Source organism: Cytobacillus sp. IB215665 (genome assembly GCF_033963835.1).
Taxonomy (GTDB): domain Bacteria; phylum Bacillota; class Bacilli; order Bacillales; family SM2101; genus Nanhaiella.
The window spans coordinates 26,568-52,051 of record NZ_JAXBME010000007.1; the positions used below are offsets into that span (position 1 = coordinate 26,568).

Genomic DNA, 25,484 nt, shown 5'->3' on the forward strand with positions numbered 1-25,484 from the left:
ATTTTCAACAGCTGGAAACGTAATTTTGTAAAAGTGTATAAAAAAGATTTACGTTGGGAGATTGTTCCATTACAATACTCTCTAGGGGGGATTGCATTGTCACAAAAGGATCTTTCAAAGATTATTATTATTGTTGCAGGAACTGGTTTAATATTATTTGGTATCATAATTATATTTAAAAGCTATAGTTTTGCAGATTATCTCATGCGTAATAAATTTTTTAGTCGTTCATCCGTAAGAAGCCCTGACCCGAGTGATATGTTATTGGCTACTAAATTATATTTTGCTAGCTGTTTATCAGTTGGGATCTTAACTACTTTGGGAGGGATGTTCACAACAACTATTGGTCTAGTAAAAAAACATTGAGCTAGACCTCTTTTTTATAGGCTTCTTTTTATTAAATATAGCTTATCGTAATTAGGAGCTTAACACGAATATAACTAACACTCTGTGCATTCTCTAAAAAATCATTTAATACAAATCCGTTAAACATAAATATAGGTAAAAAAAACAACACTGTTTACGAAAAAAGTCTTAGTTAAGTCTGCTTTCGCAATGATTGTTGCTTTTCGTAGTTAGAGCTGAGAAACAACTACAAAACCGTCAAATTTGGACGTCTAAATTTTTTAGATCCACAATTAACAACTCCATGAATATACACGTAAAACATATTATGTAAGAATATGAATTTTCCAATCGATAGCTTATTACTGCACTATTGTAAAAAATAGTCTCTTTTACGGTTGTGATTGTTCGTTATGAATGTTTCTCAAATCAACATTGTACAGTTGCTCCCATTCGTCACGTAGAACACCCATCTTAATAGAATCATAGTAAATGCCATTATGATAACGACATTTTCTCAAACGTCCTTCAAGCTTCATTCCAAGCTTTTCTGCTGATTTCATCATTCGTTCATTACCTGACCAAGTTGTTAAACCAACTCGTTCGATCGGAAAACGTTTAAACATTTCTGTCACCCACAATATTAAAGCATCAGTTCCATAACCATCACTCCAATAATTTGGGTCATAAATAATTATGCCAACCTCAAGCCATCTAGTTGGCTTATATTCCCAATAATAAGTTGTCGTACCTACTAGTTTGCCATTCACCTCGATTGCAAACAAACTCGATTCTTGCATTTGCATTGCCATACTCACTTTAAACTCTTCTATACTTTCTTTTTTTAAAGGAAAATAAGGTCCGTCCCATTTTTTCCATTCTGGTTCATCTTCACCGTAGATAAAATCCCATAAAACTGGTAGATCCTGCTGTTCAATTGATCTTAATATTACTTTATTTCCAACTAATTTCATATGTAAATTCCTTTCAAAGACTGTTCAACTTAAGAGTAATTTTCTGCTGTTGAACATACGCCATACATTAAATGTCCATATTTTTATTCTTTTTGGTACTAAATAACATACCAAGTCCAATTATAATTAGCACTACAGGCCAAAACTCAAAAATTGATATTGGTAATAAGTTATCGATAAAAAAGAAGATACCTAGAAATGATAATATAGAGACTGGGATTAGTAAACCGTTTTCCCGACCTCCAAATAGCCATAATTCAAATAACCCTAAAGCAACTGCCAGCAAGTATATAGGCCAAGTATTTATGGCATAACCCCAACCGAATGTTGTGTGAAAGAGCATTACTGAGCCAATAACGAGTAAGATACCCCCAGGTACGAGAACCCCAGCAGAGCTCCTTTTAGCTCCCCCTGCGAAAAATCCAATATGAAATCCAAGACCTACAATAACTAATGTCAAAGGCCAAATAGTTACCCAAAAATTATTGATCACGTCAAATGTATCAAGCAATAAAAAGATACCTAGAAATGATAATATAGAGACTGGGATTAGTAAACCGTTTTCCCGACCTCCAAATAGCCATAATTCAAATAACCCTAAAGCAACTGCCAGCAAGTATATAGGCCAAGTATTTATGGCATAACCCCAACCGAATGTTGTGTGAAAGAGCATTACTGAGCCAATAACGAGTAAGATACCCCCAGGTACGAGAACCCCAGCAGAGCTCCTTTTAGCTCCCCCTGCGAAAAATCCAATATGAAATCCAAGACCTACAATAACTAATGTCAAAGGCCAAAGAGTTACCCAAAAATTATTGATCACATCAAATGTATCTAGCAAAAAAAAGATACCAATAATTATTAATAACAAGCCGCTAGTTATTCTACTCATTACTATCTCCCCCTCTTGATCGTACTACAATGGTATGCTTATATATTTATTATAATTCATATTCTTGGGAATTGTTAGTCTACAACCCATAATCATCCAAGTAAGCTTTGTCATTAGGGAGCTCTTTACAACGATTAAGGTTTTGCTATTTCATATATTAACAGTAAGCCTTTTCCATATTTTTCTTTATGATATACTTATTTTAATTGCAATGATCGTTTTGTATAAACCTTACGCTCGTGACTCCATTTCTTCTCACTGGTTATTGGTTTATGTGCTAAGAAAACTAAGCGGGTTACAACTTGAATTTGTGGACATCTTTTCTTCTAAATATCTTGAAAATGCATCCTGGTTTAAGTGGCTCAGATGAAGTGAAAAAAACTAGAATGTTTACGAAAAGAACCTAAAGAAAAAAGGTTTATATACTTATTCTTTACACAAATGGAGGTTTTGGTTATGAAAATCGGATTGGCTCAAACAAGGTTTCCAAAATCAGCAAGCGAGGGGTTAGATACTGTTAAGCAAATGATACACCAGACCTCTCATGATCACTGTGACCTTATTTGCTTTCCTGAATCTATCATTCCTGGGTTAAGAGGAGTAGGTTATAAAGTTGATGAATATAATCACAGTTTTCAAATCTCTGCATTAGAAAAAATTTGTTCATTAGCTAAGCAAACAAAAACTGCCATAATTATTCCCATGGAGTGGCAAGATGAACTTGGATTCCATATCGTTGCGTTTGTAATAAATAATAATGGTGAAATACTAGGGTATCAAACTAAAAACCAAATTGCTCCAGACGAAGACTTTTTCGGTTATGTCCCTGGAGATGGGCGTTATATATTCGAAATTAATAATGTGAAATTTGGCATTGTCATTTGCCATGAAGGTTTTAGATATCCAGAAACTGTTAGGTGGGCAGCTATGCGTGGTGCGAGCATTGTGTTTCATCCTCAATATACAGGTCATGTAGATAATTCCGAATTTTTTAATCAAGCAATGGTGTGTAGAAGTTTAGAAAATGACATTTATTTTGCGAGTGTAAATTATGCTTTAGAAAATCAAAAAAGCACCTCATCTTTAATCTCTCCATCAGGAGAACGATTAATAGTTGGACAACAGAATACACAGGAATTATTAGTTTATGATATTGACACAAAGCTAGCGACTAGATTGCTAGCAAAGCGTTTCAAACCCGATTTATTATCATAAGCTCCATATTAAATCAAAACGCTTAGATTCTAGTTTTACTAAAGTAGCTTATTTAGCAAAGATTTAATTGCATTATTCTTTTAAAAAATGTATATCGCTTATTTCTTAGTATGAAAAAAAACAGTCAATAATAGTCCCTTACCATAGTTTGGGACTATTATTACCTTTGTGGTATGATGATCTTTACTTCTGTGCCTACATCAGGTTGACTTTCAAAAGTAATTCTCCCGTCCATTGATTGTATTATTCTAATCGAAACCATCGTACCTAACCCAGTACCTTTATCCTTGGTTGTATAAAATAATGTTCCTATTCTATTAAGCTGTTCTTTAGTCATCCCTTTTCCAGTATCCTTGACTATTATATAGAAGTACATACCATCACTCGTTATAGTAATATTTACACTTCCTCCGTTTTCCGAGGCCTCAATTGCGTTTTTAATAATATTGACGAAGGCTTGTTTAATTTGATTTCGGTCGGTTAATACATGATCACTAGAGTTCAACGAAGTTTTCAATTGTATATTTTCTTTAGAAGCAAATGGCTCTAGTAATTTACAAACATCAATAATAACCTCATTTAAAGGAAAACTCTCAATTTTTTCAAACTGAGGTTCCGCAAAGTTCAAATAATCACTAATAGTAGATTCTGCCCTTCCAAGTTCACTAAGGACGATTCTGAGATATTCCAGATTTTCACTCTTTTGTTGTTTCTCCATTAACTGAAGAAACCCCTTAACCACTGTCAATGGATTTCTAATTTCATGGGCGATGGAAGCAGCTAACTCTCCTATCGTGTTTAATTTCTCAGCATTTTGTATTTCTTGTTTCATTCTTTCTCTTTCTATAACTACTTCATACAGCTTAGCTGCAAATCCAATACCTATGTTAAGGATGATTCCAAAAACAATAATATAAATAAGTAACTGTTTAACATCCCCATCTATACTGCCATCAAATATAAGCCAACTAACTAAGATCCCAAGCTGAATAAATGCAGGCCAAAAGCTTACTATGACTGCAATAACAATACGTTTACTCTTCTCAAAATTCCAAAAGCGCATAGAAAAGAACATTGGAATGGAAGCTGCCAACAGCACGCTTATATATCCATAAAATAGAGCTTCTCCACCCATATATGTTCTAGTAATAATAATAAAAAATACTACAATGCCCCCGCTTATTGGTCCTCCGTATAAAAATGATAATACGAGAGGGACATATCTTAAATCCCAATACAAACCAAAATTATATGTTGAAAATAACATACAAAGCGCTGCTGCTGTACCTTGCATCAAACCATATATATAAGGATTAAAGATATTTAGTTTTTTGTTTTCAAAAATAACAAAATAAAATAACACTGGTGCAAAAATAATTAATACATGTAAAAACAACTTTTCTGCTAACATTGAAATTTTCTCCACATCATTTTTTTTACTTTCTTCAAAGGGATTTTGTCCATGGTACTTGTGCTATTTACATATTAATTATTTTTGCACATTATTTTGTTTTTATGGAATTAGTCCATTATAGCCCCATGTTTTTTGCTATAATTTGCTTCATTATCTCGTTTGTACCAGCGTATATTGAGCCCACTTGTACATCTCTAAACCTTCTAGCAATCTCATATTCTTCCATAAAACCATAGCCACCATGTAACTGCATACATTCAGTCGCTACTTTTTTAGCGAGGTCAGTAATCCACCATTTTGCCATTGAAACTTCAGTAACGACATGTTCACCATTCATATGCTTGCTAATTAAATCATTAACAAATGTTCTACCAATCTGTATTTCAGTAGCCATCTCTGCCAATTTAAAACGCGTGTTTTGAAATTTACCGATAGGTCTACCGAATGCCTCACGCTGCTTCACATAGTTTATTGTTATTTCGAGCATTCTTTCGCACGAAGCCTGGGTTGCGATTGCTAAAACGAGTCGTTCCTGCTGAAGCTTTTCCATAAGATAATAAAAACCATTTCCTTCTTCACCTAATAAATTTGTAACTGGGACACGACAATCCTGGAATATTAACTCTGAAGTATCATTGCTATGTAGCCCAACCTTCTTTAGTTGCTTTCCTTTTTTGAATCCTGGTGTGCCATCTTCAACAACGATTAAACTTACACCTTTATATGCAGGTTCTGCTTGTGGATCTGTTTTACAAACGACGATGACGAGGTCAGAGTGTATCCCATTGGTTATAAATGTTTTTTCACCATTCAGAATGTAGGAGTCGCCGTCACCAATAGCTGTTGTTTTTACAGCCTGTAAATCTGAACCAGTGCCAGGTTCGGTCATTGCTACTGCTGAAATAAGATCACCTGTTAAAGCTGGTGGAAACCATCTTTTCTTCTGTTCTTCTGTCCCATAAGAGTCGATATAAGGCATAACAACATCATTATGTAAGCCTATTCCTCCTAGGCCTCCCCCTACTTTGTCAAGCTCTTCTCCAATGATAACCGAGTAACCAAAGTCTGCATTGATTCCACCATACTTTTCGTCAACCCATGGGCATAAATATCCTTGCTCACCCATCTTCTTCCAAAATGTTCGAGGAATACATTTCTCTTCTTCCCATTGTTCAAAATAAGGCAAAGCTTCTTTCTCCAAAAATTTTCGTAATGAACGGCGAAATATATGGTGCTCCTTGTTAAACAATTTATTTTCTTGCATAACTGTAGTACTCACTAACATTCCCCCTAATAATTATTATTCTATACAATAACAATGGTTCACTTAGTAATGTTATCGTTTCCATTAATCTCTATGGATACAATTTTACACCTAGAAAATGTGTATAGTTATACTCGTTCAATAATTATTGCTGACCCTACACCTGCCCCGCCGCTTATCCCTACTGCACCAAGCTCATAATCTACTCTCTCCATTTCGTCCAACAAAGTGGCAAGGAGCATTCCTCCGGTTGCACCTAATGCATGCCCCATTGATATGACGCCGCCATTTCTGTTTACTCTCTCATGATCAAGATTATAATCATTAATGAAGTGTAAGACAGTAGCGCCAAAAGCTTCATTATACTCAAAAATATCTATATCTTTGGCAGTTAAATTCGTATTATCAAGTGCTTTGGCAAGTGCATTTTGTCCCCCTGTAAGTAGAAGAGGATGCACTGACGTAGTTGCAGTCGTGCGTATTTTAGCTCTCGGGTGTAGTCCAAGTTCTTCTCCTTTTTCTTTTGAACCTATTAAAATGACAGAAGCACCATCAGCTAAAGCAGGGGAACTTCCCCAGTGGTGTGTAGGAGTAACCTCAGTTAGTGATGGTATAGAAGATAATACGTTTTTATCTGTTTCACCTCCTTTAAAGCTCGGTTCTATGGAAGAAAAAGTTTTATCGTTAACATGCTCTAAAAAACATTCATCTTGCGTTAATAATAAACTACCATCTTGTGCATACACAGGTATGAGAGATTTATTAAAATATCCTTCCCTCGTTGCTCTACTAGCTCTTCGATGCGATTCAATGCTATATAAATCAACGTCTCTTCTTGAAATTGAATACAAAGATGCCATAATATCGGCTGCAACACCCATATGAACGAACTGAGTTGTTTGCATTACTTCTCTATCCGTGAACCATGCTCCTTTGTCAGAAAACATTGGCACGCGAGAAACTGATTCTATACCTCCTGCAATGATTAAATGATCAGTTTTTGTTGCAATTTTTTGTGTTGCAATACTGATCGCATCTAATCCAGAAGTACAAAATCGATTTACCGTCATTCCACCAACAGAATGATGTAGCCCAGCATGAAGTGCAGCTACTCTAGCAATATTTGCACCTTGTTCCTTCGTTTGGGTAACACAGCCTAGAATTATATCATCGATTGTTTTAGCATCGAAGTCGTTTCGTAGGACAATTTCGTTTAACAACAGGCTTATTAAATTGATAGGTTTGATCGAACGTAAAGAGCCATTTTTTCGGGCTGAACCTCTCGGTGTTCTAATTGCATCAAAAATATATGCTTCCATTATCTCCCCACCTTCATATTATTGATGGTGTATAAAATAGGGAAGTAAGCTACACCCCTACTACGAAACTTGCACTTGTAGTTGTACTACCACCTATGTTCAGCGTAGCAACATTTTTTGAGCCCTCTATCTGATAATCTCCCGCCGTGTTCGTCACCTGCTTATAAGCATCTAAAAGCATTCTAACCCCTGTTGCCCCAACTGGATGACCTGCCCCTATCAACCCCCCACTTGGATTAATTGGGAGCTTTCCATCTTTTGTTATCATGCCAGATTCAATTGCCTCATAACTTCTCCCCGGAGCTGTTAAACCAAAATGATCGATAGCCAAATATTCTGAGATCGTAAAACAATCATGTGTTTCTATCACATCTAGTTCATCAATACTTTTAATATTCGATCTAAACAAAGCATCTAAAATTGTTCTTCTTACATGAGGAAAAACATACGGTGAATCTCTACTTTCTCGCATTTTATCGCTTAAAAGCATGGTAGCAGTCCTATGTCCCCATCCTTTAATTTTAGGTATTGTTGATAATCTAATCTCTTTACGCTTTGCATATTCAATTGCATAAGCTTCTGAAGCTAGAATAATACATGCTGCACCATCAGTAATTCTCCCGCAGTCTATTTGCCGTAGCCTTCCTTCAATTACTGGGTTTTTTTGTTCATCTTCTAGAAAATTCTCTTTATCTAGTTTCCAGTTTCTTGTTTGTGCATTTGGGTTACTTTGCGCATTATATAAATTTTTCTTAGCAAGTTCAGCTAAATGCACATTAGACATCCCGTACCTATTATCATATTCTTCAGCAATTTCACTAAAGAGATATGGCCATGGATATGTTGCATTGACCGCCTCCTTCCCTAACCAACACGCAGATCCTAAGTATTCTGCTGCCTTCCTTGCTGGAACATTTCTCATCTCTTCTATTCCAATAATGCAAGCTATATCGTAACGTCCAGCCTCAATTTCAGCAGAAGCTGTAAGTATCGCCATACTACCTGAAGCACACGCAGCCTCATGACGTGATGTTGGGATTCCAGCAAATTCTGGATGGATAGCTGCAAATAAACCTCCTAATTGTCCTTGTTTATTAAATAGTTCCCCAGCAAAATTTCCTATATGTGCAGTATCAATTTCAAGGGGGGAAATATCTGTATTCGCCAATGCTCCTTCTACTACTTCCTTCAGCATGTCAAATACAGATAAATCCAGGCGACTCCAATTTTTCGCAAAATCTGTTTGGTACCCTCCTAATATATACAATAAATTGCCTCCTATATTTTCATCTAAGCTGTAGTCGTTACGTACACAACTAACCTTTGTGGGACCTGTATTTTTTAGTAACATTAGCATCAAAGTTTACGAAAAAAACCTTAGTTAAATTGTTTTAACCATAGCACCCTTTTTATACGAACTTCAAACAAGCATACCTTTTTTACTGCTGACTAACTATTCAGTATCTTAATCTATCTTTTCACCTGGGACCCAGCATGCATGAAACCCTATCGGAATGTTTACAGGAATTTTCACCCTTGCGATTGGCCCATTAGCAAAATTAAGAGCATCTATAATTAATAACTCAGATTGATTTTCTACTTCGTCGTGAACAAACGTAATTAAATAACCGTCATCCTCTGAATTTGAATACTGCCGTGGAGCAAAAGCTGCTTCATTTCCGTATCGTCCTTTCCCAAACATGAGCGTTTCAGAGTTCTGTTTTTCGGTATCATACTTTACAAGGCCATCAAACGATAACGTTTGTTCGTTAGAAATATGAACATTGTACGTATAGCGTGATTTTCTGCCTACGAAGTTCAAGTTCACGGTAGGAAATTCCGTATTTACATCATCAAGTAATCCTTCTTTAACCAAGCCTGTTGTTAAATTAAAACGCCAATAGTATAACCTAGCGTTTAACTGTAAATAGGCTAACATTCTCGCAAGCGGACTAGCATTTTTTGTTACTTCAGGCATTGGTTCCTCAACCCTGCAACCGAGGAAGACGATTTCATCTCCCTCTTCCCAAGAATTGATCGTATGATATATATAGCAAGGCTCTGCTTCGAACCATCGAATATTTTCATTTGACCCAAAACGAGGAATAATACCAAACCTACTAGGTACGTCTCGGTGAAATTCGACTTTGTATCGGCCTTTGCTAATTGCATTTGGATCAGCAAATAACGGTAAGTCCATTAATATCGAATAATTTTCTGTAATTGCCATATCATGAGGAAGGCGTGGACCAGGTAAATCGACATCTACACAATGCGTTAAAATGCCCGAAGCCGATACAACTCCATATGTCAACGATGACCTTAATGGTCCATAATCAAAAAACATTAAGTCACCTGTTTGTTCATCTACTTTCGTATGCGCTGATATATTATTTTTATACTTCCCTCCAAAATCCTCAATTCCTAACGTTTCAAGCGTTTGTGGATCAACTTTGTATGGTTTACCTGACATATACCACAAGGTCATCAGTTGTTTATTATGGAAAACAACATCGGTATTTGATGTGTCCTTCAATGGCATATCCTTTGGGTTTTTCACCATAGATTCCATACGCCCAAACCATATTGATTCTCCTACAGCGGCTTCTCTTTCAAAAGCAGCTGTTTTAATCCATCTGTTTCGATAGCTTACCTTTCCATCACGAAGTTGAACTGAGTGAAGCATACCATCACCGTCAAACCAATGATATCTGCCTCTCGTTTCATATTTGGGATTAGGACCATTCCTCACATAAATTCCATTTATATCTCTAGGAATCTCCCCTTCAATGACTTCTAAATCTTCAACAAAAACTTCATCATGTATAGGCTTATATTTTCCCAATAAATACGGATTCACATTTGTTTCTAGTGCGAAATCAATCATATCATTTTTCATCTTCACCCTTTTCCCCCTCTACATAAATTATTAACTTGTCAATTCGTGTCGTTAAACCGAATTATCAGTTATATAAGAAATTTTCTTACAAAGCGACAAAAAACACACCATTTGCGTTTAGAAAATTCATCTACGTAAGTCCTACTTAAATCAAGGTTGTTTTCACATCTGTTGTTGCTGTAGATTCTTAGATATAAGCGCGTAAGTGTTCGGGGCATCTTTTCTACTTTTACAGTACTAAAGCTCTAATAAAACTCAGCATATTTTCCATTTACAAAAAAATAGTAACAGAGTTTACGAAAAGAGCCTAAATCAAAGTTGGAGAATAGATGTTAATATGGTTGAAGTTAATAGATTTGTAGGTAATGAGATAGGTGATTTATTATTAGAAACAACCTTACTTACTCTTGAGTAAATAACTTATTATTCATAATAATGACATAATATCGGAGCTATATCTAGTAAAAAAATTCGAGTTTTTTAGACAAATAAGCTCATTTAATAAATGCTGGTTTATGATTATATGACTTTTTGATCATGCCTTACTTTCAATTTTTATACCTTGGAAATTTACTCTAATAAGAAACCTAAAAATTGGTATAATACAATAAAATACGTGGAGAAACGCAAAATGAAACTTGTTTTATCGGGGGAGGAGATCCTCATACACGGGAACTCGATGTTGTAATAAACTATTTAGCATATCACGTCAAAGTAGAAGATAGACTTTTAATAATTCCTTTAGCAACAGAAGAGTTCAAAGTTGATAAATGGTATAACTTTGTAAGAGAAACATTTAACAATTTCGGGATTCAACATATTAAACTTCTTGATTATCAGCTTTCAAGTGAAGCTGCAAAATGAAATAAAAAGTCATAATATACTTTTTTCACAGGAGGAAGACCTGAAAAGTTAATTGAAAGGCTGCTTACGAAAGGGTTGCTACACAGTATTAAAAGTTCTTCAGGAATAACGGTCGGAGTTAGTGCAGGAGCCTTAGTTTTTAGTGAAAACTGTTTAATCACAAAGGATGACGATTATCCAGAAACTCAAGTAATCATAGGTATAGAGTTAGTAGACTTTTGTGTAGAAGTTCACTATGACGAAAACATTGATCGGGAGTTACTCTTTTATCAGCAAATAAGGAAATATACGCTATACCCGATGGCAGTGCAATATTGTGGGAAGAACATATAATTACCCCTATTAACAATATTTTTTATTTTAGCAAGGGAACTAAGCACATATTGACCTAATTATCTAGAATTTGTTAAACAACAATGAATTAGGAAACCACTAAATTCTAGTTTTGTATTTTACAATTAAAATTCGCTTTTGAAAAAAGTGACCATTCATGTTACTTGAAAAAAGCCCAAAAAGGGCTTTTTAATATCCAACTGCACCTTAAATAATTGATATTTCACTCAATTCTAATTAGCATTGTACTCACTTTTTTGATTCTGCTTTAACAATGATAAAGTGAGGGTTTTTCATTAAATACTTATAAGCATCATAATAATCCTCTTTCATTATTTCCAACGGTTGAGGTTCCACCACTTCTTCTATACTAAAAAATTTTACCGTATCAGCTATAATTTGCTGTAGAGGTCTACCTCGATATTGTACCTCAATTGTAATATTTTGTTTTCTCCATATATCTGATATCACCCTCTGCTCAAAATAGTCCTCACATTTGAAATGAGTAAGTTCCATGAAAGGATGGTGTACTGAAAATAACAAAGTTCCATGAGGCTTTAATACTCTATTAAACTCACTAAATGTGAATTCCCAGTCTTTAATATAATGAAGTGTTAATGATGAAACAATAACATCAAATTCATCATTTTCAAATGGCAAGCTCTTTTCCAGGTCTTGACACAATATACTTGCTTTATTATTAAGCCTTTGCTTAGCTACTTCAACCATACGAGGGCTTATATCAATTCCTGTTACACTAGCTCCTCGTTTAACTAATGCCTCTGCATACCACCCAGCTGCACAACCAGCATCAAGAACATTATTATTATGTAAATGTTTTGGCAACAATTCCATCATTGCTGGCCGTTCATAAAAAGCGTTATAAGGACTGTCATTATCAACATTCTCTGCGTATGTTTTAGCTAACAGATTAAACGTTTCAGCAGTTTTATTGGGCATGTTTATCCCCCCTCCTAAAAACATCAAAACTCATATTAATATAATAATTAAGTATCGTTCCTAAATAAGAATATATATATGCTATTTTAGAACAATTAAACAACGATACTATTTTCTAATTCTATAAGCTTAAAAAGAAGACTTTAAAAGTTATCTTAAACGAGATACACCCAAATAATAAAAGGGCTCGTATTTAGCCCTTTTATTATCTAACAATTATATAAATTGTAGCTTAGATTATGAAACAATTGGAAGCGAATAACGTACATATCCATCTACATCATAGTCGTATTTTTCACAAATTCGATACTTTCGACCGTTAGAGCTTAACTCTAGGTTATTTTTTTCTACAAAAGAATACAGTGCTTCTCCTGCAGCATTAAAATCATGGTCGTTGTTTGCTACTACAACACAGCTTTGCTTAGGTAGAGTGATTTTCGTAAACCACTCAGGTATGCCATCATAAGATTTTACTTCAACACAGAGAATATATGCATGTGTTTCAGGATTATCCTGTAATTCTGTTATTGGCCAAATTCCGTAATGAATTCGCCCGTTCACAACTTGTGGCATATGCTGGGATATAGCAAACAAGCTTTCCTTTGCATTTTCATATTTACTCTTCATGTCCTTTAAGCTTATACACGGAATTCCTATAAGCTTTATTTCTTCATGTTCAATAAGTACAGGCTTCATATGGTCTATGTTTTGCATACTTCCACCTCCAAAAAATTGTTAATTTATACAAGTCTTAGTTTAATTGATTGAAAAAGTGTTGTAAATCATTTTCTGAATATTAAACTATTATAGTGTGGTGCTTTGATCTACAATGCCAAAACTCCCCTCTTGTTTTATTTCTGTTCCAAAGTTTAATGAATTAATCTTTATAGATTTGCTTAAATTTTTCCTCAGCTTAATTAGCCACTGAGGTTCATGATTCCATTGTTCATCTACTGATCGTAAGACACGTACATACCCATATAAGTTAGCAAAACGTTTACATGCAGGAATGATTGACATCATATCTTCTGAGATTTCATTTTCTGTAAGATATCCTGCCAAAAATTGTTTCTTCATTACCTGATAGTTGTCATCAGACATACATTCTTTTATACTATCAAGTGCTTGAACTATATCCATAACATACCAGTGATACATAGCGTCGTCAAAATCGATGATATGACAGGAATGTGAAGCCTCATCGTAGAAAACATTATCGTATTCAAAGTCATAATGAACTAAACCAAAGTCGTGTTTTGTTACAGGAATAGTTTTAAAATATTGCTTAAGCATAGATGTTTCCACCTTAGCTGCAGTTTCGTTTGGAAAGTGACTCAACGTATGATCTATCCAATGTAACACATCACTATACGACCAGCGTGTGTTCCTTACAGGCTTATAATCACAAGCTAACTGATGAAGTTTCCCTAGTGCTTTGCCATAGCTAAACAAGACATGATCACTAAAATCAGTCTTATTTATAGGTACTCCTGCTACTCGTTTAAATACAGAAGCATAATAAACACCCCAAGGAGTTTGTGCCTCAATAAGATCCACACCATTTTGTGCATTTACGACCTCTAATGCGTCGTATCGTTTACTGCGTAAGTAAGTAATAAATTCAAGCTCCGCTAAAATGTTCTCTCTACACTTTTCTGTTTTGGGTGAAAATCTTAAAAACCTTGTCTCACCTTTGTACTTAAACGTGTAAATCGCATTGGTGGATATTCTCAAAGCTGCTATTGAACCTATATCATTTTCCCAGTTTTGCACTAACATCTCTGCTAAATCTACATTAATAAAAAGATATTTAACTTTCATCATTAGAAAAGGCTCCTTTTTTCTTTTGTTATTTAATTTCTCCTCAAAGTTTCTTCTCTTTATAGCTAATCTTTGTTACTCTACTAATTGCTTTTCGTAACTATCCACTCTTTGTTTGACTTATATTATTGAGGAACAACTGGACATGAAGCTAAAGTATTATTTAACTGTTTTATGAGTGCATTAAAAAAACCACAAGGCTATATTAAATAACCTTGTGGCTTAAAAACTCATCCTTCTCATAGTCACTGTTAACTCTTTGGTACTAATCTACTTTTTACGAACACCAAATCGACTCATAACAGCTTTTTTAAAAATCCATACTCACACCATACTCATTTCTAACACATATATTTAAAAACAAGCTAATGATTTATTCCGCATGAGTGAGAGGCAATACATGTAATTCCCAAGGTTATCCTCATTAAATTAGTCATCACTAACTCTCACTCCCTTCTATAATAGTAAGAAAATTATACCAATTATAATAGTATAAATCAACCGTTGAAGTATCCATAATAGTTAAAAAACAAGAACAGCAATCTTGCTATTGTTTGTCCTCTTCTGTTATATAGGATCTTTAGAAGCATTTAAAGTTATTTTTTCGGAAGCCTCTTTTCGTAAATTTTTTTCACACTTATATTCGAGCAACTAGTATGTATATATGTTAGATGTATTCGTGTTTAGATATTATTACTAAGGGCATTTTTTTTGAATTGATTTAATAAGTAGGTTTTTTTCACAAATATTGCTCGCTATTATCATTATGATGCATCATTTGCTTTTACAACTATCTAGTAACCAATTAAACTAAGTAAAATAAGTATGAAGTTAGTGCTTATATTAAATGTAGCAGTTACAAACAAACTTCATGATAAAGTGTGTTAGTTTATTAATTTCACTAATTATTATGCGAATTTTAAAAACATGTCACATATTAAGTCACAAGATTGTGGTAATAAGTAGAACATCAAAAAGGAGGGAAGAAAAGTGCAAGTATTCAAGAATACTAAAGATAGTATAGCCACAACACAGGAGAACGACTTTACTGAATGTATTGTAAAATACCACCAGAAAATACATAAATATTGCTATCATTTACTGAGAAACCGACAAGATGCAGAGGATGCAACACAAGAAGTATTTCTAAAAGCATACAAAAGTTTCCACAAAGTTCATTCTCAATCTACTTTATCACCTTGGTTTTATACTATTGCTTATAGACATTGTTTAAATGTATTAAAAAGAAAAAAATTAATTAGTTTTATCCCTTATCAGACAGATATTAAGTTATTGCCAGAAGAAGAGTATATCAATAGCGAACTTGAATTTAACGAAGAAATATCGTATTTGCTACGGAAACTAACATCAAAAGAGCGTGCAATAGTCACAATGAAGGTGATAAATGAATTTCCATATTCTGAAATATCAACAATAGTTAATAGTAGCCAGTCAGCAGTAAGAAAATGTTATGAACGTGCGATAAAAAAATTAAAAAAGCATACAACTTCAAATGAAATGGGGTGTGTTAATGATGAAAAAATTTCAATCAATTGAACATTTTAAGCAAGCATATAAAAGCGAACATGTCCCTGAAATGGACGAACAAAAAATACATGATGCCATATCTGAACAATTTCAAAGCCCTAAGAAAATTTCATCTGTCAATAAACAACTAATATTTATTACAACAGCCATATTCTTAATATTAACTGGAACAGTTAGTGTTGCAGCTAAACTGTCTGGTTGGACATTTGTTAACTCAAACAACGAAGAATTAATGGAAGTTACTGGGTATAGTGATCAAAGAAGTTTTACGTATGATGATGTGATTGAAGAGCTAACAGAGACAATTGAACCAGGTGAATTCCAATATTTTATTGCAGTAGATGAATATGAAGAACTTGGAGTGACAGCGATCACTCCTATCTATAAACCATCAGAGTTTTCAGACTTCCAAGACCTAAAAGAGGCTATAGGAGAGGAGATTATTATACCAACAATCTTTCCTGAGACATACCAATTTGCTCAAGCAACTGTAACATATGGTGGGGCATGGGAAGGAAACATAGCTGAGCTTGCAGAGAATATGTATTTAGAGGCAAAAGAACAAGGATTACAATATATCACTAGACAAGTAAATCACAATTCTTTAGTAGGCGAGATAAGTATAAAATATAAAAAAACTAGTAATTCTGATGAGATCAATGTAATAATTAGTACTGCACCAACATCATATACTCCTATCTTATCTATACCTCAAGAAGATTTGGAGCGTTCAGAGAAAAGGGAACATGACGGTATTGAGTATTTATATGATCCCGAAAAAGCTCATGTAGACTTTGTGAGAGAGCATAATGGATCAAAATGGATGTACCATATTGTTAATGGTGGAGGTTTAGAAAATGAAGTTTATATAATTGAATTAACAGAGAACTTGATCCAGCAATAAAGTAATTCTGCGAAATGAGAAGTGTAAAATGATATTTTGATTCATTTTCATGAAAAAAATTAAGCGATATTTGTAGCATGTCTATCCTTTATATTTTAACCATGAAAATGTGAGTAGTATGATTCAGTAGCAAGAGTAAATTACCAATATATCCCAAGATAGATAAAACTAATAGCCTGTCATTTGTTAGACAGGCTATTATCATTATATGAAGTTCTCCATTTACTAAAATCCTCTTTCTTTCACGAAATTTATTTATATCCACTTAACCATAAACATACCTACACTTCTTAAAATGATTTTTTAGCTTATTCTTCTTGACTTAGAGTATACTCTAATATTTATAATCAGCTTGATTAGCAATGCTCCTTTAAAATAGAAGGCTCTTTTAGTAAGCATTGTTGTTATATATACGAATAGACATACTAAACTAGGGTTTCTGAACTCGTCATCATTTTAAAAGAGACGAAACTACTGTTAAATACGTGTTTATTTATTATCAAGAAAAACAGCCTTAGCAAAAGAACATTCTATGTCTATTGTGAAAAAGACAATATGCCATGATAAATTATATAAGTATTTTATTATGTACAGAATAAATGGGTGTAATTAAAAAATTCACGTCAGTATAAGCTAAGCATTGTTGTCCAATATCTGAAAGTATTGCTAATCCCTCATTTACATTACTAGGATAGTACAAGTTAGTAAATAAATTAGAAAGAAGGATGAATTATGGAAAAACAAATTGCAGTAATAACAGGAACCTCGACTGGTCTTGGTTTTGCATTAACAGAAAAGTTGGCAAATGAAGGCTGGAAGGTCTACGCAACAATGAGAAATTTAGAGAAAGGTCAAGCAATTAGAGAGTTACAACAATCAGGTTTAACTGTTGAGTTATTGCAGTTAGATGTCCAGTCACAAGATTCAGTAGATCAAGCTATTCAAACTGTAATTAGTCAAGAAGGACATATAGACTTATTAGTAAATAATGCAGGAATTGGATATATCAAAACGACTGAACAATCTTCTGAAGAAGAATATATCAATGTATTTGATATTAATACATTTGGTGCAATTCGTTGTACAAAAGCTGTACTTCCTTATATGCGTGAGAAGAAAAAAGGAAGAATTGTAGCAATATCATCAGTTGGTGGTTTAGTAGGACAACCTTTAAATGAAATATACTGTGCGACAAAGTTTGCTCTTGAAGGCTACTATGAGAGCCTTGCTACTTATGTAACTCCGTATTTCGGAGTCGAGTTCATGGTTGTTGAGCCAGGCGGTATTTCATCTGAATTCGCTAAAAGTGTTCTTGCAGGCGTCTCTAGTGGAGGTGGCTTTCCTAAGGATGATTTTGAACAAGTTGTTAATGACTATATGGGCTCAAGGACAAATCGATCTGATAATATTTATCAAACCCCATCAGAAGTTGCAGATGTTATCCTATCTCAACTAAGTACGAATCCGCTTCCTTTAAGGATTAGAACATCAGACTGGTCTGAAAAATTTTGCCAGTATAAAACAAAAGAAGATCCGACTGGCCTACTTCAAACAAAAGATGTTATTCAACAAATGTTAGGTAAATAACGAGATGTAAGGTAAAAACCCAACCATCAGTAATAGGTTTAGCTTGTTATATTAGAAATAATTCATTAATGAAGGCTTTTTCGCATTTGAAGTAACAACACTTACACAATGAGGGTTCGTAGTATCTTTTTTCTCCAAAATAAAAATCATATAATACACCTTAGCTACTTCAGACGTAAGTGAAAAAAGCAACGAAGTTTACGAAAAGAATCATAATAATAGACAGGTGGAAACTCAACTCTACCTGTCTAAAAAGGTCAACCGTAATAGAGCTAAAGCTTAATTTACATACCCTCACATGACTCCGCAACAAAAAACATCTAAGCTATAATTAAAACACTTCTCTTTGCTTGACCTTGTATAGTTACTTTTGCGAATCCATTTTTTCATTCATGACTGTGTTATTTATAAAATAGACTATATTAGTAATTATTTATAGAAAAGGTGAAGATGCGATGAATCTGCTAAAATTTATCGATAAATTACCAATTCCGAGAGTATTACAACCAGTTCATGTGAAGGATGGGATAAAATATTATGAGGTAACAATGACAGAATTTCAACAGTCCCTCCATAGTTCTATGCCAAAAACACGTGTGTGGGGATATGAACACACTTACCCTGGACCAGTGATCGAAGTGTCAAAGGGTGAGAGAATTAGAGTAAAATGGATTAATGATTTACCTTCTAAGCATTTTTTGCCTATCGATAAAACCGTACATGGCGCAGGAAAAGATACTCCGGAAGTTCGAACAGTTGTCCACCTACATGGAGGAATAACCCCTGCAGATAGCGATGGTTACCCAGATGCTTGGTTTACAAATGGATTTAAACAAGTGGGGCCTTTCTTTGAACAAGAAGTGTATGAATATGAAAATCTACAAGATGCCACAACGCTTTGGTACCATGATCATGCTATCGGTATAACGAGACTCAATATATACGCGGGATTAGCCGGCTACTATCTGATCCGTAGTAAACATGAGCAGTCATTAAACCTGCCAAAAGATAAATATGAAATACCGCTTTTGCTCCAAGACCGTACATTTAATAAAGACGGCTCTTTATATTATCCAAGTAAAGAAGCAGATGACCCTACAAATATTTATCCCTCAATTGTTGCAAAATTCATGGGGGAAAATATTCTTGTCAATGGAAAAGTATGGCCATATTTAGAAGTTGAACCACGAAAATATCGCTTCCGACTTATCAACGGCTCGAACGCTCGTTATTATAAGATAAGACTTGACTCTAATCAACCTTTTTTTCAAATTGGTACTGATGGAGGGTTGTTAGAAAAGCCTGTAACTATAAAAAGCATTATCCTCGGCCCTGCTGAAAGAGCTGATGTCATTATCGACTTCTCTTCACAAAAGCACAACAAAATTGTCTTAATAAATGACGCGAAAGATGAATTCCCAGAAGAGCCCGAAATTAATCGGTCAAATACGCGGTTTATAATGCAATTTCGTGTAACATTACCTTTATTAAGCAATGACACTAGTACCATTCCACAAAAATTAACAAACATCAATTTTTATAAAGAGCAAGAAGCAATTAGAACAAGACATTTAGAGCTTATCGCCCAAGACGACCGATATGGTCGCAGAATTCGGTTATTAGATTATAAAACTTGGGATGATCCAATCACAGAAAAGCCAGCATTAAACGATATTGAGATATGGAGCTTGAGTAACCCAACAACTGGAGGTCATCCGATTCACTTACACCTTGTGAAATTTCAAATATTAGATAAACAACTATTTGATGTTGAGCATTACGAGAAAACAAAACAAATTAAATATATTAGTGAAAGAATGCCCCCAGCAGCTAATGATCACGGGTGGAAGGACGTTATTAACGTTTTCCACGGTGAGACCGCTCGCATTATTGCTAAATTTGCACCATACACGGGTAGATTCGTTTGGCACTGTCACATTTTAGAGCATGAGGATTATGAAATGATGAGGCCATTTGACGTAGTTATTAGAAAAGATAAAAGAAAAAGATGGAAAGAGATGATCTATAAGATTTTTAGGAAAGAACTTCATAACAGAGATTAGTACTTTATTTTTCGTATAATCATTTATTTTACCCTCTTATTAGTTGTATGAAACTTATATTAATAGATTGATTATATTAATGCCATATTCAGCACCTCTAATATTGTTCGTTTATCACTTCAAGGCTTTGTCTATACTGTTTAAAAACTTAAAACATTTAAAAATGACAAGAGGTGTTGAACATATGGCTAGGATAAATATCGCTATCGACGTTAATGAAGGCATGGGTGAATTAGAGACGCTAAAGCAAGAATTAAAAAAGCGTTTAAATAATGAGGATATTAACTATGTAACAATCGTTGAGGATGAACACGAACAATTAATTTTAAGTTTTTCACCAATGATGTATACTTCACAAATTGATCTGTTAGAAAGTTTTCAGAAAGAGGTTCTAGATCCGTTATTTAATAAGCGTTGAGGAGTCTTTTTTATTGGCTTAACAATAACTCTTTTAAAAGTATGGCATGGTCTTCGTCAATTGTTCCAAGAGAACTTGCAGCCTCCTCAATAATAATAGCTGTTTGATTGAATTCATCAAACCAAATATAATAGTCGGTTAACAATTCAGGCATATTTTCATCATAATTATAGAAAAAGGTAGCTTTCACATCTTCTTGTCTAGATATTTTAGTATCCACCTTTCTCTCCCATTTAATATTTTTAAAGACATTTCTTATTACTTGAATTAACTCATTGTTTGTAATCATCATAACTTCATCTTCATAGCCCCCATTCGATGTTGGCCTTTGTACATCCACCCTTGTTAGAAGATTAATATTTAAATCATTATGCTCCCCTTTCGGAATTGAGTTTGTACAACTAAATAATAAAACTAAGGTACAATAAATTGATAAGTTCATTATTTTTTTCATTGGTAATCAACTCCTTAACTATTGTTGAAATCTCTTATTCAAGTGCTAATATACTATTCATCCTCAATATTTAATTTGTTATATAACTCACCTACAATTGGAAAACATGTCAGGCTCTGTATGATAATATACACCCTCAACCTTTGTTAAACTAAACTTAAAAGTTACATCTTCCACCTCATATAAAGTAATCGCATACGTAAAACCATCTCTTTGTTCTTGGGTTTTCATCTGGAATTAATTGTATATACTGTATACTTTCTAAAAAAGCATCAATCATTTTTTTATCTAGGCTATTTTCGCAATGATTGTTGCTTTGTACTAAGAACTGAATACGTAAAAACCAAGTATTTGTGTCATCTTTTCTCCTATAAAGTGAGGTCAATTGCATAACATTATTAATTGCTGTTCTAATTTAGTCTCAATAGCAACAAAGTTTACGAAAAGACCCTTGAATTAAAACACAAAAACAACATCCCCATAAATTCCAAGCATGCTATAATTATACTATTCATTTTTTAACGAGGAGAACATTTATGGAAACAAATCTGATAATTGAACATAAAAATGGTCTGTTGTTAAATAGGACAACTAAGTTAGGAGAAAGAAGCTGGCGGAATGATCCTGTTTACAAATTCATTTACTCAATAAATGGAGAGAGTCATTATCAAATGAAACAAACAGATGTTACACTACATCAAAATAGTTTTCTATTAATTAATCCAATGGAAGATCATAAACAATTATCTATAGATAAAGAAAAATTGCTAATTGAATTAGATGTTAAAGAACTTCAAGCTGCATCTGAGTCAATATTACAATATGGTGGGAATGATATTTACTTTGCACAAATGCCCCACTACAATCCGCAACTGACAAAGTGGGTACAGTTTGTGAAAGATTTCGTGAGCCTTGAAAATGATAGCCTAGATTCATTACAGAGTTTTATAGATCATAGTATATCACAGCTCACAATAATGCTGATGAAATATTCCATTAATAGCCACTCACCGAATTGGCCTAGTCAACTATTTGAATCTCCGAATGAACAAATCCAAAAGACGATTAAGGCCATGAAGGAAAGCTATAACCATAAATGGACGTTAGATGATATGGCATCTATCGCCCATCTAAGTAAATACCAATTGTCTCATATTTTCAAAGAAAAAATCGGCATATCGCCTTATTCATGGCTTCAATTATATCGCTTATATAAAAGTCAACATTTACTCGTTCATTCTAAAAAAACAATTATAGAAATCGCATTAGCTTGTGGTTTTTCATCAATTCACACTTATAATCAATTATTTAAAAAAGTGTACAATATTACCCCAACTATGTTTAGAAAAAAGTATGCGCGATAGAGAATATAATGAAGTCAATATGATTATCAATCCTGATAGAAAAAAGATTGTTTGCATGTTAATGAATAACGTTAAAATTCCGAATAAGCTTAACGATAGAACATTTGCTAAATATAATAGTACAGCATTGAAGCTAAAACCCCTTCCGTGCATGTGTTCTGGAACTAACTTTTGAATGAGAAATACTCGAGAAAGGCCAGACATTGGCATACCAATCCCAATAATGATAATAGCAATAAATATCGTATATAATTGTGTAGTCCATGTTAATATCACAATACCTATTCCCCATACAAGTGACCCACATAAATACGTTTTCAAATTCATTTGTTTAAAGATAAGAGGAATAAGTAAATTAACACTTACGACTACTAACCCAAAAATCCCTTGCAGCATAGAATAGATCGTCTCACTCTTATCACTGAGTTCAACTATCATTAACAGTATTCCTACATCCCAAACCCACGTATTAAAAAAAACAACGATAAAAGTAATAGTGAACAAATTTCTCACTTGTACATTTTTCTGTACCCACATAAAAAACTCTTTAATTGATCCATATGCTGTAAACAAACTTTTCTTAATAACTATTGATTTTTCTTCATTTATTCGCATTTTGTAAATGAAGAAGGCACTAATGAGATATGAAAACACATCAAATGTAAAAAAGTGTATTACACCAACCGTATTTATTAATAAGATAGCTATAAACGGGCCTAATACCGAAATTCCTCTAGACACTGTATCAATCAAGCTGTTTGCAACTGTTCTCTCGTCAATTGATGTAATCGCCGGGAGCATCGCTCGATGACACGGATTAAAAAAACAGCCGAAACTTTGGATGATAAACGCGAAAACAAGTAATACAGGGTATGTTAATAAATTCATATATTCTATAATAACTAAGGATAAAATAATCGGTGCTCTTAACATGTCAATTATAATTAATAGCTTCTTTTTATTTACCTGGTCAGCTACCACTCCGCCAATTAAACCGAATAAAACGTATGGAATTGTCTCTGCAATGACCATACCTGTAGTATGAAGAGCAGAACCTGTCATTTCTATTGTCAAAAATAAAAATGCCCATCCAGTTAACCGATCTCCTAATTGTGATACAGCTCCCCCTAAAAAGAAGCGAAGGAAATTACGATTTTGAAATATTTTTTTATACATGATCATCACCTCAATATTTATGATAGCAATCACCATGTTTTATTCCTTCATAAATATTGCTGTATATTTCCACAATATTTATATATATTTAGTGATAACTGAAAATATATGAGTTAACGAATAGTTAGCTACCCTTTACTTAACCAATAATATGACAAGAATGTTAACCCCTTCTACAACATATGCATTATTCCCTTTTACATATATGTAAGTTCTGAGTCAATACAAACTTAACACAGGCAGTTAGCAACCTGATTAACAAAGTTCGTCTAATCGTAACATTAAGGCTAAATTTTGCATTCACTATAGAGTGTAGAAAATGTGTTATTTTATTAAGCAAACGGGGAGTGAATTAATTGGGGGATATTAATGCACCTGAATATAAAAATTCAAAAGCACTCTTTGACTTTATCGTTTCAGTAAAAAAAGCAGAATCAATGTTCATTGAAACAAATGTTACACTCAATAAAGAAGGCCAACTTTTACTCGACTATAATTCTTTTAAACAAATGTATTCACTAAACTATGCCATTATAAAACACCTAAAATCAAAGGAATGGAAAGTAAATGGGAAAGAAGTTTTTATGTATACAGATGAAAGAAAAAAGAGAACCATACTTACTCCTTACGATATCATGCCTTATGTAGAAAGCAAAAATTAGGTCAATGTATCGATCTGAATAAAATTGATCTTCTAGTGAGGTTAGATTGAAAATAGTCTACCTCACTTTTATATGACATTTTTAGATTTTTCTATAAAGGTTTATATCCGCTATATTTTCGTTTTTATGTATATCTATTTGTCTTCAATTGTAATATGATAGCATTAGGTGATTATATGTTTACAATAATTTCTATTATTATTTTTTTTACTATTGTTATACACAGTGTTGAAACTTTATCTTATAGCATTCGTTTAGGAGGGGTTCGACTTAGAAAGCTTGCAGTTTCATTATCGTTAACAGGCGTTGTTTTACTAGTTGCAAGGACATCGAATATGTTTCATGTAGTTTTACTCGGTGGAATCATTGATCAAGCTAAAGTGAATACAAGTATTGATATCATACCTATTTTACGATTAGTACTTTTAAGTGCAACCATTGGAACATTTATTGCGATTTTGCTATTTCCTACTATGACAAGGTTATCAGTTAAGATCATAAAACGTTTTGAAATAGAGGGGTCTGTTATCAGGCTTTTTAGTACGACAAATATTCAAAAACTAAAACATACAGATAAATACGTAAAATACCCTAGATTTCAAATGTTACATAGACTCCGGATTGGCGGAATACCGAAAAGAATATTACTTACTAATATGATAGTAACTGCTATTTATACTTCAGGGGTTCTCGCATCGTTATATGCTTCTTTACTAAATGATGAAACATCAACAGCTTCGTTAATGACTACAGGGGTTATAAATGGCTTTGCCACTATTTTACTTACTATCTTTTTAGATCCTCAAGTTGCATTGTTAACAGAAAAATCAATGCTTCATCCTAAAGGTGCTGATAAGATGGCTGAAACATATGGCTGGTTAATGATATCAAGGCTTTTTGGCACAATATTAGCGCAATTATTTTTAATTCCATCTGCGTATATGATTGTATGGATAACTAAATTAACTAATCTATTAATATATTAATGTTAACTTGGACAGTAATTTA

22 protein-coding genes and 1 pseudogene are annotated in these 25,484 nt (G+C 33.6%); 11 read left to right on the forward strand and 12 right to left on the reverse strand.

Features of this window, described 5'->3' with window-relative positions:
• Nucleotides 1-96: 96 nt before the first annotated feature.
• On the forward strand, nt 97-366 hold the full coding sequence (locus SLH52_RS11005) for a hypothetical protein (protein ID WP_320209330.1): 270 nt from the start codon (nt 97-99) through the stop codon (nt 364-366).
• 371 nt (nt 367-737) lie between these two features.
• On the opposite strand, the gene SLH52_RS11010 is transcribed toward SLH52_RS11005, so the two are convergent.
• Complete coding sequence (locus SLH52_RS11010; RefSeq protein WP_320209331.1) at nt 738-1,319, reverse strand: GNAT family protein; 582 nt, start codon at nt 1,317-1,319, stop codon at nt 738-740.
• A 67-nt stretch (nt 1,320-1,386) separates the two neighbouring features.
• Complete coding sequence (locus tag SLH52_RS11015; protein WP_320209332.1) at nt 1,387-2,211, reverse strand: LiaI-LiaF-like domain-containing protein; 825 nt, start codon at nt 2,209-2,211, stop codon at nt 1,387-1,389.
• A 456-nt stretch (nt 2,212-2,667) separates the two neighbouring features.
• Here SLH52_RS11015 and SLH52_RS11020 point away from each other — a divergent pair, with 456 nt between their 5' ends.
• Nucleotides 2,668-3,426 (forward strand): carbon-nitrogen hydrolase family protein, encoded by a 759-nt coding sequence (locus SLH52_RS11020; RefSeq protein ID WP_320209333.1) that lies wholly within the window; start codon nt 2,668-2,670, stop codon nt 3,424-3,426.
• 160 nt (nt 3,427-3,586) lie between these two features.
• On the opposite strand, the gene SLH52_RS11025 is transcribed toward SLH52_RS11020, so the two are convergent.
• The 5 genes from SLH52_RS11025 to SLH52_RS11045 all read right to left on the reverse strand — a co-directional run bounded on the left by SLH52_RS11025 (nt 3,587) and on the right by SLH52_RS11045 (nt 10,322).
• Nucleotides 3,587-4,837: an ATP-binding protein gene (locus SLH52_RS11025; RefSeq protein ID WP_320209334.1), complete on the reverse strand. Its 1,251-nt coding sequence runs from the start codon at nt 4,835-4,837 to the stop codon at nt 3,587-3,589.
• A gap of 118 nt (nt 4,838-4,955) precedes the next feature.
• The gene (locus tag SLH52_RS11030; RefSeq protein ID WP_320209475.1) at nt 4,956-6,104 is read right to left on the reverse strand and encodes an acyl-CoA dehydrogenase family protein; all 1,149 of its coding nucleotides are present in this window, start codon (nt 6,102-6,104) and stop codon (nt 4,956-4,958) included.
• A gap of 128 nt (nt 6,105-6,232) precedes the next feature.
• Nucleotides 6,233-7,423, reverse strand: coding sequence for an acetyl-CoA C-acyltransferase (locus tag SLH52_RS11035; RefSeq protein WP_320209335.1), 1,191 nt, complete (start codon nt 7,421-7,423; stop codon nt 6,233-6,235).
• Nucleotides 7,424-7,472: 49 nt separating this feature from the next.
• Nucleotides 7,473-8,690 carry an acetyl-CoA acetyltransferase gene (locus SLH52_RS11040; protein ID WP_320209336.1) on the reverse strand — a complete coding sequence of 406 codons (1,218 nt, stop codon included), beginning with the start codon at nt 8,688-8,690 and terminating at the stop codon, nt 7,473-7,475.
• Nucleotides 8,691-8,888: 198 nt separating this feature from the next.
• The gene (locus tag SLH52_RS11045; protein WP_320209476.1) at nt 8,889-10,322 is read right to left on the reverse strand and encodes a carotenoid oxygenase family protein; all 1,434 of its coding nucleotides are present in this window, start codon (nt 10,320-10,322) and stop codon (nt 8,889-8,891) included.
• Between the two features lie 900 nt (nt 10,323-11,222).
• Here SLH52_RS11045 and SLH52_RS11050 point away from each other — a divergent pair.
• Nucleotides 11,223-11,519 (forward strand): annotated as a pseudogene (locus tag SLH52_RS11050) (Type 1 glutamine amidotransferase-like domain-containing protein); the annotation flags it as partial.
• Nucleotides 11,520-11,768: 249 nt separating this feature from the next.
• Here SLH52_RS11050 and SLH52_RS11055 read toward each other — a convergent pair.
• The 3 genes from SLH52_RS11055 to SLH52_RS11065 form a co-directional block, all read right to left on the reverse strand.
• Nucleotides 11,769-12,479, reverse strand: a complete 711-nt coding sequence (locus tag SLH52_RS11055) for a class I SAM-dependent methyltransferase (protein WP_320209337.1) — start codon at nt 12,477-12,479, stop codon at nt 11,769-11,771.
• A 237-nt stretch (nt 12,480-12,716) separates the two neighbouring features.
• A complete protein-coding gene (locus SLH52_RS11060; protein WP_320209338.1) occupies nt 12,717-13,193 on the reverse strand; it encodes a GyrI-like domain-containing protein in 477 nt (158 codons plus the stop codon).
• A gap of 90 nt (nt 13,194-13,283) precedes the next feature.
• Nucleotides 13,284-14,303 carry a phosphotransferase enzyme family protein gene (locus SLH52_RS11065; protein ID WP_320209339.1) on the reverse strand — a complete coding sequence of 340 codons (1,020 nt, stop codon included), beginning with the start codon at nt 14,301-14,303 and terminating at the stop codon, nt 13,284-13,286.
• Nucleotides 14,304-15,290: 987 nt separating this feature from the next.
• On the opposite strand from SLH52_RS11065, the gene SLH52_RS11070 reads away from it, so the two are divergent.
• The 5 genes from SLH52_RS11070 to SLH52_RS11090 all read left to right on the forward strand — a co-directional run bounded on the left by SLH52_RS11070 (nt 15,291) and on the right by SLH52_RS11090 (nt 20,820).
• Nucleotides 15,291-15,857 carry an RNA polymerase sigma factor gene (locus SLH52_RS11070; protein ID WP_320209340.1) on the forward strand — a complete coding sequence of 189 codons (567 nt, stop codon included), beginning with the start codon at nt 15,291-15,293 and terminating at the stop codon, nt 15,855-15,857.
• On the forward strand, nt 15,832-16,752 hold the full coding sequence (locus tag SLH52_RS11075) for a hypothetical protein (RefSeq protein ID WP_320209341.1): 921 nt from the start codon (nt 15,832-15,834) through the stop codon (nt 16,750-16,752). Before SLH52_RS11070 ends, SLH52_RS11075 begins: the two co-directional genes overlap by 26 nt.
• A 732-nt stretch (nt 16,753-17,484) precedes the next feature.
• The gene (locus SLH52_RS11080; RefSeq protein ID WP_320209342.1) at nt 17,485-18,339 is read left to right on the forward strand and encodes an SDR family oxidoreductase; all 855 of its coding nucleotides are present in this window, start codon (nt 17,485-17,487) and stop codon (nt 18,337-18,339) included.
• A gap of 455 nt (nt 18,340-18,794) precedes the next feature.
• Entirely contained in the window at nt 18,795-20,402 is a 1,608-nt protein-coding gene (locus SLH52_RS11085; RefSeq protein WP_320209343.1) for a multicopper oxidase, read from the forward strand.
• 184 nt (nt 20,403-20,586) lie between these two features.
• Nucleotides 20,587-20,820 carry a hypothetical protein gene (locus tag SLH52_RS11090; protein ID WP_320209344.1) on the forward strand — a complete coding sequence of 78 codons (234 nt, stop codon included), beginning with the start codon at nt 20,587-20,589 and terminating at the stop codon, nt 20,818-20,820.
• A gap of 10 nt (nt 20,821-20,830) precedes the next feature.
• Here SLH52_RS11090 and SLH52_RS11095 read toward each other — a convergent pair whose 3' ends face one another.
• Nucleotides 20,831-21,274 carry a hypothetical protein gene (locus SLH52_RS11095; RefSeq protein WP_320209345.1) on the reverse strand — a complete coding sequence of 148 codons (444 nt, stop codon included), beginning with the start codon at nt 21,272-21,274 and terminating at the stop codon, nt 20,831-20,833.
• A 536-nt stretch (nt 21,275-21,810) separates the two neighbouring features.
• Between SLH52_RS11095 and SLH52_RS11100 the strand changes: the two genes are divergently transcribed.
• On the forward strand, nt 21,811-22,638 hold the full coding sequence (locus SLH52_RS11100; protein WP_320209346.1) for an AraC family transcriptional regulator: 828 nt from the start codon (nt 21,811-21,813) through the stop codon (nt 22,636-22,638).
• Here SLH52_RS11100 and SLH52_RS11105 read toward each other — a convergent pair.
• Nucleotides 22,579-23,850 carry an MFS transporter gene (locus SLH52_RS11105; protein ID WP_320209347.1) on the reverse strand — a complete coding sequence of 424 codons (1,272 nt, stop codon included), beginning with the start codon at nt 23,848-23,850 and terminating at the stop codon, nt 22,579-22,581. The genes SLH52_RS11100 and SLH52_RS11105 overlap by 60 nt on opposite strands.
• 320 nt (nt 23,851-24,170) lie before the next feature.
• Here SLH52_RS11105 and SLH52_RS11110 point away from each other — a divergent pair, with 320 nt between their 5' ends.
• Complete coding sequence (locus SLH52_RS11110) at nt 24,171-24,476, forward strand: hypothetical protein (RefSeq protein ID WP_320209348.1); 306 nt, start codon at nt 24,171-24,173, stop codon at nt 24,474-24,476.
• A gap of 176 nt (nt 24,477-24,652) precedes the next feature.
• Nucleotides 24,653-25,462, forward strand: a complete 810-nt coding sequence (locus SLH52_RS11115; RefSeq protein ID WP_320209349.1) for a lipid II flippase family protein — start codon at nt 24,653-24,655, stop codon at nt 25,460-25,462.
• Nucleotides 25,463-25,484 lie beyond the last annotated feature (22 nt).